Here is a 14,593-nt window from a genome sequence, read left to right as displayed (position 1 = left end):
TCAGGTCCCTCGTTCCGTGCGGACGCGTGCCCGCTCATTCGTTGCCCTGCGCGGCGTCACGCCACCGCCTCGTGCAGCAGGCTGTTCCGGCTGAGGTCGAAGCGCCCCAGCACGCGCACCTGGGCGCTGCTTTGCAACTCGGCGAAAGACAGCACCGGCACATGGTTGAATTCGTCGCGCAGCAGCTCCCGCAGGGGGCTGCGCAGGTCCTGGGCCACCAGCAGCACCGAGACCTTCTTCGCCCGCAGCGGAAAGGCCTGGCGCAGTTGCGCCACCAGCGCCTGGGTGTGCTCGCTTTCCAGAGCGAAGAAGGCCTCGGTCTGGGTCTGGCGCAGGGCATCGCGGAACAGCGCCTCGGTTTCCGGGGTGAACAGCCAGGCGTGCAGGCCGTCGTCCTCGCAGTACTGGTGGTAGATCTGCGCCTTCAGCGAGATGCGCGCGTAGTCGGTGAGCGCGGCGACATCGCGTTCGTGCTGGCCATGCTCGATCAGCGACTCGGCGATCAGCCGTACCGCGCGCAGGGGCACGCCCTCCCCGGCCAGGCGTTGCAACACGGCGGCAAAGCGCGCCAGCGGCATGGTGCGCTGCAGTTCCTGTACCAGCTCCGGCTGGCCAGCTTCCAGCCAGCTGAGGATCGACTTGCTCTCCTGCAGCCCGAGGAACTGCGGCCCGGTGGCCATCATCGCCCGGCCCATGCGCTCGACGATCAGCTCCTGGGCGCTGATCGCCTCGATGCGCTCGTCGGCCAGCAGCGGGTCATCCGCCCGCAGCCACAGCCACTGCTGTTCGTCGCGCTCGGCGCTGCCCACCTGGCCGTCGATGGGCTCGACCGGCAGCGGCCCGCGGGCGATGGCCAGACGCTCGCCGAAGGTGGCCTTGAGCATCGGCACCTCGTGCACGCAGAAGCGGAATTCGTCGTCGGCCAGCGCGGCGTTGTATTCGATCTCGAACGGCGGCAGGGTCAGCCCGAAGCCGGTGACCAGGCCGTTGCGCTTCTGCCGCAGGGCCACCAGCAGGGCATCGGCGGCGGCGCTGCCCTGTTGCGCGCGCGGCAGTTGCAGCAGGTAGGCGCGGGAGGGGTCGAAGCTGCGCAGGTCTTCCTGGCCGTTGTCCTCCGCCGCCACCTGGGTCGCCGGTTGCTGCGCCGCTGCCTCGGCCCGCGCGCGCTTCCATAGCTGGTAGCCGCCGGTACTGCCGGTGATCAGCGCGATGACGATGAACACCGCAGTGGGCATGCCCGGTAGCGCGGCGAAGCCGAGCATGCCGATCGAGGCGATGACCCAGGCCTTGGGCTCGCTCATCAATTGGTCTGCGATCTCGCGGCCGATGTTGCTGCCGGCCGCCTGGTTCTCCGGCGATACGCGGGTGATGATCATGCCGGCGGTGAGCGAGATCAGCAGCGCCGGGATCTGCGCGATCAACCCGTCGCCGATGGTCAGCACCGAGTACAGGCTCATCGAGTCGCCGGCGCTCATGTCGTGCTGCAGCATGCCCACCGAGAAGCCGCCGATCAGGTTGATGAAGACGATGATCAGGCCGGCGATGGCGTCGCCCTTGACGAACTTCATCGCCCCGTCCATGGCGCCGAACAGCTGGCTTTCCTTGGACAGTTGCTCGCGCCGGCGGCGGGCCTCGGTGACGTCGATCAGCCCGGCGCGCAGGTCGCTGTCGATGGACATCTGCTTGCCCGGCAGTGCGTCCAGGGTGAAGCGCGCGGCCACTTCGGCGACCCGCTCCGAGCCCTTGGTGATGACCAGGAAGTTGACCACCGTGAGGATCAGGAAGATCACCAGGCCGACCGCCAGGTTGCCGCCGACCACGAAGTTGCCGAACGCCTCGACGATGTGGCCGGCGTCCTGGTGCAGCAGGATCAGCCGGGTGGTGGCTATCGACAGCGCCAGGCGGAACATGGTGGTCAGCAGCAGCACCGCCGGGAACGAGGAGAACGACAGCGGTCGTGGCAGGTACAACGCCAGCACGATCAGCAGGCAGGACACGCAGATGTTCACCGCGATCAGCACGTCCACCAGGGCAGTTGGCAGCGGCATGATCATCATGAACACGATGGCCAGCACGATGAACGCGCCGACCACTTCGGTCCGGCGCACGGCGGCCAGGGCGAGACGATTGAGTAGCTGGATCATGGGCCGATCACCGGTACCGCTGCCTGGGCGCGCGGCTCGTTGCGGGCGCGCTCGTCCATCAGCAGGAGAAGATTTTTGAGAGCGGTCTGGCGGCTCTTGCCGTCGCGCCAGAGCGGCAACGGCAGGCGCTGGACCAGCGGATAGAGCGCGTTCAGCGAGATCAGCTGCGCCTGCGGCTGCTCGCCGCCCAGCTCGCGGCCGAGGCGCTGCGCCTCGTTGGGAGTCAGCCCGCCGTGGGCGTAGCCGACCAGCCGCTGCAACAGGGTCACGGCGCTGAGACGCTGGTCCGGACGATTCGACGCCAGCCGTTCGAGCAGGCCGCGGCAGCTCTGTAGCACACCGCCCAGGTGGCTGGAGGCGTTCAGCCCGAGCAGCAGGGTGCGCAACTTGGCCGACGGGCGCGACGGGGTTTCGGCGGCGATGTCGTCGGCCAGGGCGCGGCGCAGCATGTCCAGGCCAGGCTCGAATTCCTGCTCGCCGAACAGCCCGAGCAGCGCCTGCAGCATGCCCGGCAGCGACTGCTTGAGCACCACGGTGTCGTAGTAGAGCTGGCGCACTGCCTGGCGCAGCTTGGGGTCGCCACCGGCGGCGAGCAGCGCGGCGGCGATGTTCATGCCGGCCTTGATCTGCGCCGAATAGGCCTTGCGCAAGCGCTCCAGGTAATCGCGCGCCAGCGCCGCCTCCTGCTTGCGACCTTCGGCCTCGGCCTGGGCGGTCACGCATTGCAGCACTACGTCGGCCCGCGCCGGATCGCCGCCGGTGGTGTTCAGCAACTGCAGCAGGGTCGGCTGCTGCTGCAGTTGCGCGGCGGTGCGCCGGGCCAGGGCGATCAACCCCACCTGGCCGGGGTGGCCGAGCTGGTTGTACCACTCGAGCATCTCGCCGAGCTTCTCGACGCGGGACACCTTCAGGTCTGCGCGGGTCAGGTCCAGCTGGCGCTTGTCCAGCGCCTTGCTGCTGCGCTCGACGTTCTTGCTGAACACCATCGCCACCTCTTCCATGGAGTTGGCCTGGGCCGCCTGCGGCGCACTCTTGCCCGCGCCGAGCGCGCTAGCGGCCTGACTCAGGGTCTGGAGCATCTGGGCATTGTTGGAGGCGTCGATCTTCATGGGGGCGATGGCGGAAAAGTTGCTGGGCACCCCTGAGTGGCACGCCCCAACGGAACGGTTCCATCGCCGGCAACCTAAGGAATGCCGGTACCCCGCGTAGCGCAGCGAAGCCCAACAAGGGCGCCAGCGCCCCGGAAGGGCTGGCCAACGCGATGCACCTCATTTCCCCCTTGTGCCAAATCATGCACAACCGTTCCAAACCGTAGCGGAAACGCCCGAATCCATAGGCGATCCGCCGGCCGCCGCACTCTGTAGCCTCTCTACCGACAGCGCAAACCGGCAGGCACAGCCCGACCACAGGCTCCATTCGGCGCAAGAACTTGCACGGCTCGCCGCTGCGTTTTGCAAGAAATTGCACGCAGCGCCGTGCTGGCGCAGTGCTATTTCTTCGCTTATTCAAAAGGTTATAAGCACCTTTTAAAATGGCATAAGTCCTGCTGACGGTTTTCCGTCGGCCATTCGGTCGGCCGTTGTCGATTTTCGAGGACTACCACGCCATGAATAGCTCGCCTCTTGCCGCCCCCTGCGACCCTTCGGCGGCGCCCATCGCCGTTGCGCCCTTTTCCCTGGGCCATGAGCGCAAACTGCGCAGTTTCATCCAGAAGCGTGTGATGAACGCAGAGGATGCCGAAGACCTGCTGCAGCTGACCTACCTGGAAGCCTGGCGCAACCAGGACAAGTTCAACGGCCACGCGCGTACCGAGACCTGGCTCTGCGGTATTGCGCTGAACCTGATCCGCAACCACTTCCGCCGCTACTACGCGCAGCCGCAACACAGCCTGTTCGACGAGCAGGAGTGGCAGGAGCACGACGGCAGTCTCGACCCCAGCGCGCAGACCGAATGCCATCGCCTGCTCGAGCGCACTTTCGCCGCCATGTCGCTGCTGCCGCGGGAAATGCGCGACACCCTGCGGGTGGCCATCGAGACCGAAGGCAGCTACCGCGACACCGCCGAGATGCTCGGCGTGCCCATCGGCACCGTGCGCTCGCGGCTGTCGCGGGCCCGCGAACAGCTCAAGCGCAACGTCTATCAGGAGGTCCCGGCATGAACCGCATCGCCGCCCGCAAGAACCTGCCCAGAGGCATTCGTCGCTACACCGAGGCCGACCTGCAAGCGATGACCGATATCTTCAACGAGACCGCCGCCACCGGCGCCAACTCGCCGGTACTGCGCCCGCTGACAGTCAAGGAGATGACCTTCTTCATCGACTTCTACGTGAAGGAAGGCGACCCCGTGTATGTGCTGGAACGGGGCGGGGAGGTGATTGGCTGGGTGACCGTCAACCGCTTCTGCTGGGGTGCCCAGGCCTGCCGGTTGACCGGCGAGGTGTCGATCTACGTGCGCAGCGACTACATCGGCCAGGGCATGGGCATCCGCCTCGGCCAGGCCTCGGTGGTCCTAGCCGAGCGCTACGGTTTCGAAACCCTGGTGGCCTGGATCATCGACCGCAACGAAGCCAGCAAACACATGGCCCAGGGCTTCGGCGGCGAGTTGTGGGGGCACATGCCCAAGATCGCCCGCTTCGGCCAGGAGCGCTGCGACGTCAAGCTCTACGGCCTGCCGCTGACCCCGCTGGAACAGCGCGAAGCGCCGCCCGCTGCCGATCAGGCTCCGCTCGCTGCCGCCAGCTGCGCCTGAACGTCGCCCACAGCCCAGCCGAGCAGTCGGGCTCCAGGCGGCAATCGGTTCGCCGCTCCCTCCGCCTTATCGGGTCAGTGCCGGGACGCCGACCGCGCCTTCTGCGCCACGAAGTCCTCGAACAGGCGGTCGAGGTTGCCCAGCGACATCAGGTGGGCGTAGAACCAGCCGAGAAAGCCGTCGTGATGCAGGTCGAGCACCTGGGCGTCGCTGAGGCGCTGGAACTTCTCCTCGTCGATCATCTGGAAGCCGCCCACGCTCAGGCGCTCGCCGCTGCTGTGGCTGAGCTCCAGCGCCTGCGGCATCAACAGATCGAATTGGCGCAGCTTGCCGACGAAGGCCCGGGTGCGTGCCATCTCGACGGCGAACTGCTGGAGGAAGCCGAGCATCTCGTCGAGGAATTCGCTGTTGCGGCCATCCTCGCTGAACAGCCGCTGCCCTTCGCGCTGGCTCCAGCCGCTATAGGCCGCATCGAAGCAGACCGCGAAGTCGTCCGGCTGCTCCTGCGCCAGCACGAACGGATAGCGCCGCACGAATGCCGGGATGTAGGTGTTGAGGCGCCACTGGAAGTCGCTGTCGACGAAGCTGTTGTGGTCTTCCTGCAGGCCGAGCAACGCAACGGGCATGGCCTGCTCGTCGCCGATGAAGACAATCGGGTAGTAGCGCGCGGCATGCAGGAACTCGACACCCGCCAGCGGCACCATGTGGGCGTCGGCGGCGAACTCGCTGCTCTGCGCGCGCTGCAGCCGCAGCGCCTGATGCTGCTCGCGGTTCAAGCGCTTGATGTCCTTGTAGAACAGCATCGTCGCCATCAGGGGTCTCCTCGGTGGTTGGGGCGCCAGTGCTTGAGTGGCCATGGGATACCGAAAGGTTCCACCACGAGGGGCCGCAGCCCGCCAGTCAGGCGCGGGCATGCCAACGAAGAAGCAACCGGAAGCGCTTGATCCCAGGCGCCGCTGGCGAGCAGCGCAGGCCCCCTCGCACCCCGGGCCTAGACCGCATCCCTCGGCAGCAACAGCCCCAGCGGCAGGCAGACCCGCGCCTCCAGGCCGCCGCCGGAGCGGTTGCGCAGCTCGACGCTGCCGCCGTGCTGGGCGGCAATGCGCTTGACGATGGCCAGGCCCAGGCCGGTGCCCTTGCCGCCCCGGGCACGGTCGCCACGGGTGAAGGGGTTGAAGATCTCGCCCAGTTCGTTCGGATCGATGCCGGCCCCGCGGTCGAGCACGCTGAGCACCACGTAGGGGGCGCTGCAATCGCCGGAAACGTAGCCGGCCACCTCCACGCCGTTGCCGCCGTGGCGCAGGGCGTTCTCGATCAGGTTGGCCAGCAGCCGCTTCATCGATACCCGCCGCAGCGGGAACGGCGGAATGCGTTCCAGGCACAGACGCACCCGCTGCTCGGGCTGGTTGAACGGCGCCACCACCTCGCGCACCAGCTCGCCAAGGTCGGCTTCCTCCAGCGGCTCGTCGCGGCCGTCGCGGATGAAGGCGAGGAACTGGTCGAGGATCGCGTCCATGTCCTCGATGTCGCGCACCATGTCTTCGGCGAACTCGTTGTCGCCGCCGAGCAGCTCGAGGGACAGGCGCAGGCGGGTCAGCGGCGTGCGCAGGTCGTGGGACACCCCGGCGAGCATCAGCTCGCGCTCGCGGGCAGCCTGTTCAACGCCCTCGGCCATCTGGTTGAAGGCGCGGTAGACCTCGGTCATCTCGCTCGGTGTGTCGCTTACCGGCAGCCGCACGCTGCGCCCCTGGCCGAGCTGGCGGGCGGCGAACACCAGGCGCTTGAGCGGTGCGTTGAGCTGGCGCACGAAGATCCAGGCGGCGGCGGTGGACAGCAGGCCGATGCCGAAGAACCAGCCGAGCACGCTCCAGATGCGCTGGCCACGCAGCGGGTGCGGGTAGAGCGGTACCTTGAGCCAGTCGGGACCCAGGGTCGGCGCGTGTACCCACAATGCCGGCGGGCTCTGTACGCGAACCCGCACTTCGGTATCCGGGCCCAGCTCGGTCTGCATCTGGCGCTGGAAGATTTCGCTGTACGGCCAATGCTGCTCGCCCGGCGGCACCGCCTCGCGCAGCACGCGCTTGAGCCCGGCGGCGGCGGCGATGTCCGCGCGGTCTTCCTCGTCCGCCGCCCAGTAGGCGCGCAGGGTCAGTGCCGCCCCGTGGCTGTACTGGCGGTCCACCAGCACGTCCTCGTTCATCATCAGATAAACCAGGGTCAGCGCCTTGGAGAACAGCACCACGATCAGCACCAGCCACAGGGTGCGGGCGAAGAAGCTTTGCGGGAACCACAGCGGCGTCCTCATCGAACGCCTCGGGTAGGTTGGGTTGAGGGACGAAGGACCGACGCCCAACGAGACATTGCCCAGGAGAGACACGCGCTCGGCACAGGCGAACCGCCGCTGTGTCGGGCTTCATCGCTGCGCTCCTCGACCCAACCTACAGGTATGGTCACTTGTTGCCGTCCGGCACGAACACGTAGCCCACGCCCCACACCGTCTGGATGTAGCGCGGCTTGGACGGGTCCGGTTCGATCAGCCGGCGCAGGCGGGAAATCTGCACGTCGATGGAGCGCTCCAGGGCATCCCACTCGCGGCCGCGGGCGAGGTTCATCAGCTTGTCGCGGGTCAGCGGCTCGCGGGCGTGCTGCACCAGGGCCTTGAGCACGGCGAACTCGCCGGTGGTGAGCATGTGCACCTCGTCGCCCTTCTTCAGCTCGCGGGTAGCCAGGGACAGCTGGTAATCGCCGAAGCTCACCGTCTCGTCGGCACTGGCCGGCGCGCCGGGCACCACCGGCGCCTGGCGGCGCAGCACGGCCTTGATGCGCGCCAGCAGCTCGCGCGGGTTGAACGGCTTGGCCAGGTAATCGTCGGCACCCTGCTCCAGGCCATGGATGCGGCTGGACTCGTCCCCCTTGGCGGTGAGCATGATGATCGGCACCTGGTTGTTGTTCTCCCGCAGCCGGCGGCAGGCGGACAGGCCGTCCTCGCCGGGCAGCATGAGGTCGAGCACCACCAGGTTGAACAGTTCGCGGGCCAGCAGGCGGTCCATCTGCTCGACATTCTCCACCGCTCGCGCCCGATAGCCCTGTTCGGCGAGGAAGCGCTCGAGCAGGCGGCGCAGGCCCGCATCATCGTCGACGATCAGAATTTTTTCGCCTTCGGCGGGAACGGTGTTCATAGCGACTCCAGGGCTGGACATGGGCGGCATTATGGCGCAGTCGACCGGCGCGACACGGTAGCCATTGTTAGCAGATTTTTCCCCGAACGGTGCCCTGCGCGGCAGGAGCCGGTGTTTATAATGCGGCGCTTTCGCACCGGCTCGCTTCGGCGGCCGTCTTCATTCCCGTGCCAGGTAGTGTTTTATGGATATCAACGCCCGTATCGCCGAGGAACTCGGTGTCCGTCCGCAACAGGTGGCCGCCGCCGTGGCGCTGCTCGACGAAGGTTCCACCGTGCCCTTCATCGCGCGCTACCGCAAGGAAGTCACCGGCAGCCTCGACGACACCCAGTTGCGCAACCTGGAAGAGCGCCTGCGCTACCTGCGCGAGCTGAACGACCGCCGCGCGGCCATCCTTTCCAGCATCGAGGAGCAGGGCAAGCTGACCCCGGAACTGGCGCGCGAGATCAACCTGGCCGACACCAAGACTCGCCTCGAAGACCTCTACCTGCCTTATAAGCAGAAGCGCCGCACCAAGGGCCAGATCGCCCTGGAAGCCGGCCTCGGCCCGTTGGCCGACGGCCTGTTCAACGATCCGACGCTGGCCCCGGAAACCGAAGCCGCACGCTTCGTCGACGCCGAAAAGGGCTTCGCCGATGTCAAGGCGGTGCTCGAAGGCGCCAAGTACATCCTCATGGAGCGCTTCGCCGAGGACGCCGACCTGCTCGCCCGCCTGCGCGGCTTCCTCAAGGACAACGCCACCCTGAGCGCCCGCGTGGTGGCCGGCAAGGAAGAGGAAGGCGCCAAGTTCCGCGACTACTTCGAGCACGACGAAGTGTTCAAGAACGCCCCCTCGCACCGCGCCCTGGCGATCTTCCGCGGCCGCAACGAAGGCATTCTCAGCGCCTCGCTGAAGGTCGGCGAAGAGCAGCCCGGCACCATGCATCCCTGCGAGGGCATGATCGGCGAGCGCTTCGGCATTCGCGACCAGGGCCGCCCGGCCGACAAGTGGCTCGGCGAGGTGGTGCGCTGGACCTGGAAGGTCAAGCTGTACAACTCCCTGGAAACCGACCTGTTCGGCGAGCTGCGCGACAAGGCCGAGGACGACGCCATCGGCGTGTTCGCCCGCAACCTGCACGACCTGCTGCTGGCCGCCCCGGCCGGCCCGCGCGCCACCCTCGGCCTCGACCCCGGTCTGCGCACCGGCTGCAAGGTGGCGGTGGTCGACGCCACCGGCAAGCTGCTCGACACCGCCACCGTCTACCCCCATGCACCGCGCAACGACTGGGACGGCACCCTCGCCGTGCTGGCCAAGCTCTGCGCCAAGCACGGCGTCGACCTGATCGCCATCGGCAACGGCACCGCCAGCCGGGAGACCGACAAGCTGGCCGGCGATCTGATCAAGAAGGTGCCGGGCCTGAAGCTGACCAAGATCATGGTCAGCGAAGCCGGCGCCTCGGTGTACTCGGCCTCGGAACTGGCGGCCAAGGAGTTCCCCGACCTCGACGTGTCGCTGCGCGGTGCCGTGTCCATCGCCCGCCGCCTGCAGGACCCGCTGGCCGAACTGGTGAAGATCGACCCGAAATCCATTGGCGTCGGCCAATACCAGCACGACGTGTCCCAGCTCAAGCTGGCGCGCTCGCTGGACGCGGTGGTGGAAGACTGCGTGAACGCCGTCGGCGTGGATGTGAACACCGCCTCCGCCGCGCTGCTGGCACGCATCTCCGGCCTCAACGCGACCCTGGCGCAGAACATCGTGCAGTTCCGCGACGCCAACGGCGCCTTCAAGTCCCGCGACGAGCTGAAGAAGGTGCCGCGCCTGGGCGACAAGACCTTCGAACAGGCCGCCGGCTTCCTGCGCGTGATGAACGGCGAGAACCCGCTGGACGCCTCCGCCGTGCACCCGGAGACCTACCCGCTGGTGCAGCGCATCGCCCAGGACACCGGCCGCGACATTCGCTCGCTGATCGGCGACTCGGGCTTCCTCAAGCGCCTCGATCCGAAGCAGTTCACCGACGAGAGCTTCGGCCTGCCGACCGTCACCGACATTCTCAGCGAGCTGGACAAGCCCGGCCGCGACCCGCGCCCGGAGTTCAAGACCGCCGAGTTCCAGGAAGGCGTCGAAACCCTCAAGGACCTCAAGCTGGGCATGGTGCTGGAAGGCGTGGTGACCAACGTCACCAACTTCGGCGCCTTCATCGATATCGGCGTGCACCAGGACGGCCTGGTGCATATCTCCGCGCTGTCGGAGAAGTTCGTGAAAGATCCCTACGAGGTGGTCAAGGCCGGCGACATCGTCAAGGTCAAGGTGATGGAGGTGGACATCCCGCGCAACCGCGTCGGCCTGTCCATGCGCATGTCCGACACGCCCGGCGAGAAGGTCGAGGGACCGCGCGGCGGCGGCCAGCAGCGGGGCGGCCAGGGACGCGGCGACCGCAGCGCACCCCGCGCGGAAACCAAGCCGGCGCCGGCCAACAACGCCATGGCCTCGCTATTCGCCAACGCCAAGCAGCTGAAGAAGAAGTAACCGCGCCGCCCTCGCGCCGGTGCCGGCTGGGCGCCGGCGCCCAGCCTTCTGGAGCCTGCCCATGGATATCCCGGATCTGCAAGCCAGCGCCTTCAGCAGCCTGCTCGGCTGCCGGCCGCTGCGACTCGGCGACGGCGAGGCGGAGGTCGCCCTGGAAATGGCCGAGCACCTGCGCAACCGCGGCGGCCGGCTGCACGGCGGCGCGTTGTTCAGCCTGATGGATATCGCCATGGGCCTGGCCTGCTCCAGCGCCCACGGCTTCGACCGGCAGAGCGTCACCCTCGAGTGCAAGATCAACTACATGCGCCCGGTGGAAAGCGGCGAGGTGCACTGCCTGGCCCGGGTGCTGCACGCCGGCCGCACCACCCTGGTGGTCGAGGCGGAAGCACGCCAGGACGGCCAGCTCGTCGCCAAGGGACAAGGCACCTTCGCGCAGCTGTAATATCGGGGACGGGCAAGGCTCTAATCTGGCGGGGCGAGAAACCCGGAAATCGTTCCGCCCTTGTAGAGTGCCCGGTCCACCCTCATATTGGCGCGATACCGCCTTTAGGAATGTCATCTTGAGCGAACGCCTATCCCGTCGCCTGGCCCTGCTCGGCGAGCGCGCCAACCTTCCTCTGCTCAGCCAGTGCCTGCACGGTATCGAGCGCGAATGCCTGCGCGTCGATGCCGACGGCCAGCTGGCGCTGACCGCCCATCCGGCGGCGCTGGGCTCGGCACTGACCCACTCGCAGATCACCACCGATTATTCCGAGGCGCTGCTGGAGTTCATCACCCCGGCCGAGCGTGACCCGGCGCAGACCCTCGACGAGCTGGAGCAGATTCATCGCTTCGTCTACGCCAAACTCGATGGCGAATACCTGTGGAGCCCGTCGATGCCCTGCCCGCTGCCGGGCGAAGAGGACATCCCCATCGCCCGCTACGGCAGCTCGCACATCGGCCAGCTCAAGTACGTCTACCGCCAGGGCCTGGCGCTGCGCTACGGCAAGACCATGCAGTGCATCGCCGGCATCCACTACAACTTCAGCCTGCCGGACGCGCTCTGGCCGCTGCTGAAGGCCGCCGAAGGCGACCCGCAGAGCGACCGCGACTACCGCTCCGCGCGCTATATCGCGCTGATCCGCAACTTCCGCCGCTACAGCTGGCTGCTGATGTACCTGTTCGGCGCCTCGCCGGCACTCGACGTCAGCTTCCTGCGCGGCCGCTCCCACAGCCTCGAACAGCTCGACGAGCAGACCCTCTACCTGCCCTACGCCACCAGCCTGCGCATGAGCGACCTGGGCTACCAGAACCATGCCCAGTCGAGCCTGACACCCTGCTACAACAGCCTCGACAGCTACCTGGCGAGCCTGTGCCAGGCGGTCTCCACGCCCTACCCGGCCTATGCCGAGATCGGCACCAAGCGCGATGGCCAGTGGCTGCAGCTGAACACCAACGTCATCCAGATCGAGAACGAGTACTACTCGAGCATCCGCCCGAAGCGGGTGACCGACAGCGGCGAGCGGCCGATCCAGGCCCTGCGCGCCCGCGGCGTGCAATACATCGAAGTGCGCTGCCTGGACATCAACCCGTTCCTGCCGCTGGGCATCGACCTGCTCGAAGCGCGCTTCCTCGACGTCTTCCTGCTTTACTGCGCCCTGCAGGACAGCCCGCCGCTGTCCGGCGAGGAATGCCGCGCCTGCACCGACAACTTCCTCAAGGTGGTCAAGGAAGGGCGGCGGCCCGGCCTGCGGCTGCTGCGCAACGGTCACGCCGTCGAGTTGCCGGACTGGACCCGGCAGCTGTTCGACGACATGCGACCGGTGGCCGAGCTGCTCGACCGCAGCCAGGGCGGCAGTGCCCACATGGAAGCCCTGGCAGCACAGCGCGCGAAGGTCGATGATCCGGCACTGACGCCCTCGGCCCAGGTGCTGGCCAGTCTGAAGGCGAACCAGGAGAGCTTTACCCAGTTCGCCCTGCGGCAGAGCCGGGAACACGCCGAGTACTTCCGCAGCCAGCCCCTGAGTGCCGAGCAACTGGCCCTCTTTGAGCGGCTGGCCACCGAGTCCCTGGCCGCCCAGGCGGAGCTGGAGCGCACCCAGGTCGGCGACTTCGATGCCTTCGTCGCCAGCTACCACGCCGGGGTTCCACCGGTGGACAGCCCCGCCTGACACCAAGCCTGCCCCGGGGCGCCTTGGACCGCGCCAGGGCCCTCCGGTGCTGCCGGTGACCGGATTGCCCGCGCGCGATCTGGTCTCGACGCGCGCTGCGTCACAAAACCGACAAGCAGGGGAAAAAGTACCTACCAGCGGTCCAGCGCGACGGAAAAACGGCGGCTAGCATAGGCGAAAACATGGAAAGCGAGTTTTCGCACATGGCGCACCACGACGCGCACACAGATTCCGAGCAACCCTGGAGTCTGGAAAGCCTGAACAAGGCCTATCAGCAAGGCTACATGGCCGGCCTCACCGGCCAGCAGCGCGACCAGCAACCCTATCCAGTGGACGTGCTGGCTGCCGCCTGGGAGGCGGGTTGGGACGATGGCGAGGAACAACTGCTGCTGTCCGGCCGCAAACCGCAAAGCAAACGCGCCTGAGTCCGTAGGACGGGTGCAAACCGCCAACGAGGCGCTGCCCCTCCCTACGACCGATTCGCTCTCGCTCGACCTACAACTGTTTCTCGAAGATTTTCGAATTGCGCTGGTAGTTGTACAGCGACGCCCGCGCCGCCGGCAGCCGCTCCACCCCGCTGGGCTCGAAGCCACGCTCGCGGAACCAGTGGGCGGTCCGCGTGGTGAGCACGAACAGCGTCTTCAACCCCAGCCCGCGGGCGCGCTTCTCGATATGCTCCAGCAACGCGTCGCCGCGACCGCCGTGGCGATAGTCGGGATTCACCGCCAGGCAGGCCAGCTCGCCGGCCTCGGAGTCGGCGATCGGATAGAGCGCGGCGCAGGCGATGATCAGCCCGTCGCGCTCGACAATGCTGAACTGGCCAACCTCCCGCTCCAGCACTTCCCGCGAGCGCCTCACCAGGATGCCCTGGGCTTCCAGCGGACTGATCAGGTCGATCAACCCGCCGACATCCTCGATGGTCGCCTCGCGCAACTGCTCGAACTGCTCCTGGGACACCATGGTGCCGCCGCCGTCGCGGGTGAACAGCTCGGTGAGCAGCGCACCGTCGGCGGTATAGCTGACGATATGGCTGCGCCGCACGCCGCCGCGGCAGGCCTGGGCAGCAGCATCGAGCAGCTCGCCCTGGTAGTTGTCGGCGAGCCGCGTCAGGTGCGCCGGAACCTGCTGCGGGCGCAGCTCGCGCACCAGGTTGCCGGCCTCGTCGAGCAGGCCGAGTTCGTCGCCGAACAGCAGCAGCTTGTCGGCGCCCAGTTCGATGGCGGCGCGCGTGGCGACGTCTTCGCAGGCCAGGTTGAAGATTTCCCCGGTGGGCGAATAGCCGAGCGGCGACAGCAGCACGATGGCGCGCTCGTCGAGCAGGCGACCGATGCCCTTGCGGTCGATGCGCCGCACTTCGCCGGTGTGGTGGTAGTCGACCCCTTCGACCACGCCGATCGGCCGCGCGGTGACGAAGTTGCCGCCGGTCACCCGCAACCGCGCCCCCTGCATCGGCGAAGCGGCCATGTCCATCGACAGCCGCGCTTCAATGGCGATGCGTAGCTGGCCGACGGCGTCGATCACGCATTCCAGGGTGGCGCCGTCGGTGATGCGCAGGTTGTGATGGAAGTGCGGGGTGATGCCGCGCGCCGCCAGGCGCGCCTCGATCTGCGGGCGCGAGCCGTGCACCAGCACCAGGCGCACGCCGAGGCTGTGCAACAGCACCAGGTCATGCACGATATTGCCGAAGTTCGGGTGGGCGATGCCTTCGCCGGGCAGCATGACCACGAAGGTGCGCTCCCGGTGGGAATTGATATAGGGCGATGCGTGGCGAAGCCAGGTGACGTAGTCGGGCATTTAGCGTGGGCCTTTGAGTTCTGAAGGAAAAGCAGCAAGCCCGCCGGTGTGCGGCAGGGCGGTGAAGCAGGC

At 67.5% G+C, this 14,593-nt stretch carries 12 protein-coding genes; 6 read left to right on the top strand and 6 right to left on the bottom strand.

The genetic code is table 11. From position 1 onward, the window contains the following. Positions 1-56: 56 nt before the first annotated feature. Both sctV and sctW read right to left on the bottom strand, forming a co-directional pair. Positions 57-2,144, bottom strand: coding sequence for a type III secretion system export apparatus subunit SctV (gene sctV, locus ACWKV7_RS12870; protein ID WP_483858074.1), 2,088 nt, complete (start codon positions 2,142-2,144; stop codon positions 57-59). Continuing rightward, positions 2,141-3,253 carry a type III secretion system gatekeeper subunit SctW gene (gene sctW, locus ACWKV7_RS12865; RefSeq protein ID WP_483858073.1) on the bottom strand — a complete coding sequence of 371 codons (1,113 nt, stop codon included), beginning with the start codon at positions 3,251-3,253 and terminating at the stop codon, positions 2,141-2,143. The genes sctV and sctW overlap by 4 nt, the downstream gene beginning before the upstream one ends. A 497-nt stretch (positions 3,254-3,750) precedes the next feature. Here sctW and ACWKV7_RS12860 point away from each other — a divergent pair, with 497 nt between their 5' ends. Together ACWKV7_RS12860 and ACWKV7_RS12855 are read left to right on the top strand one after the other, a co-directional pair. Next, positions 3,751-4,302 carry an RNA polymerase sigma factor gene (locus ACWKV7_RS12860; protein ID WP_483858072.1) on the top strand — a complete coding sequence of 184 codons (552 nt, stop codon included), beginning with the start codon at positions 3,751-3,753 and terminating at the stop codon, positions 4,300-4,302. Continuing rightward, a complete protein-coding gene (locus tag ACWKV7_RS12855) occupies positions 4,299-4,892 on the top strand; it encodes an N-acetyltransferase family protein (protein ID WP_483858071.1) in 594 nt (197 codons plus the stop codon). The genes ACWKV7_RS12860 and ACWKV7_RS12855 overlap by 4 nt, the downstream gene beginning before the upstream one ends. Positions 4,893-4,966: 74 nt before the next feature. Here the strand turns inward: ACWKV7_RS12855 and ACWKV7_RS12850 are convergent, their stop codons facing one another. From ACWKV7_RS12850 to ompR, 3 genes are all read right to left on the bottom strand, one after another. Beyond that, complete coding sequence (locus ACWKV7_RS12850) at positions 4,967-5,704, bottom strand: SapC family protein (protein ID WP_483858070.1); 738 nt, start codon at positions 5,702-5,704, stop codon at positions 4,967-4,969. A 179-nt stretch (positions 5,705-5,883) separates the two neighbouring features. Continuing rightward, the gene (locus ACWKV7_RS12845; RefSeq protein WP_483858069.1) at positions 5,884-7,197 is read right to left on the bottom strand and encodes an ATP-binding protein; all 1,314 of its coding nucleotides are present in this window, start codon (positions 7,195-7,197) and stop codon (positions 5,884-5,886) included. 145 nt (positions 7,198-7,342) lie between these two features. Further along, a complete protein-coding gene (ompR, locus tag ACWKV7_RS12840) occupies positions 7,343-8,071 on the bottom strand; it encodes an osmolarity response regulator transcription factor OmpR (RefSeq protein WP_483858068.1) in 729 nt (242 codons plus the stop codon). A gap of 184 nt (positions 8,072-8,255) precedes the next feature. On the opposite strand from ompR, the gene ACWKV7_RS12835 reads away from it, so the two are divergent. From ACWKV7_RS12835 to rmf, 4 genes are all read left to right on the top strand, one after another. Further along, entirely contained in the window at positions 8,256-10,577 is a 2,322-nt protein-coding gene (locus tag ACWKV7_RS12835) for a Tex family protein (RefSeq protein ID WP_483858067.1), read from the top strand. Positions 10,578-10,638: 61 nt separating this feature from the next. After that, positions 10,639-11,019 (top strand): PaaI family thioesterase, encoded by a 381-nt coding sequence (locus ACWKV7_RS12830; protein WP_483858066.1) that lies wholly within the window; start codon positions 10,639-10,641, stop codon positions 11,017-11,019. Positions 11,020-11,137: 118 nt separating this feature from the next. After that, positions 11,138-12,727, top strand: a complete 1,590-nt coding sequence (gene gshA / locus ACWKV7_RS12825) for a glutamate--cysteine ligase (protein WP_483858065.1) — start codon at positions 11,138-11,140, stop codon at positions 12,725-12,727. Between the two features lie 182 nt (positions 12,728-12,909). Further along, on the top strand, positions 12,910-13,152 hold the full coding sequence (gene rmf, locus ACWKV7_RS12820; RefSeq protein ID WP_483858064.1) for a ribosome modulation factor: 243 nt from the start codon (positions 12,910-12,912) through the stop codon (positions 13,150-13,152). Positions 13,153-13,222: 70 nt separating this feature from the next. Here rmf and argA read toward each other — a convergent pair whose 3' ends face one another. Beyond that, positions 13,223-14,521, bottom strand: coding sequence for an amino-acid N-acetyltransferase (argA, locus tag ACWKV7_RS12815; protein WP_483858063.1), 1,299 nt, complete (start codon positions 14,519-14,521; stop codon positions 13,223-13,225). Positions 14,522-14,593: the final 72 nt, after the last annotated feature.

This window comes from Zestomonas ipomoeae, from assembly GCF_057128665.1.
The sequence above is the reverse complement of the archived record's forward strand: the minus strand, read 5'-3'. Positions and strand labels throughout refer to the sequence as shown.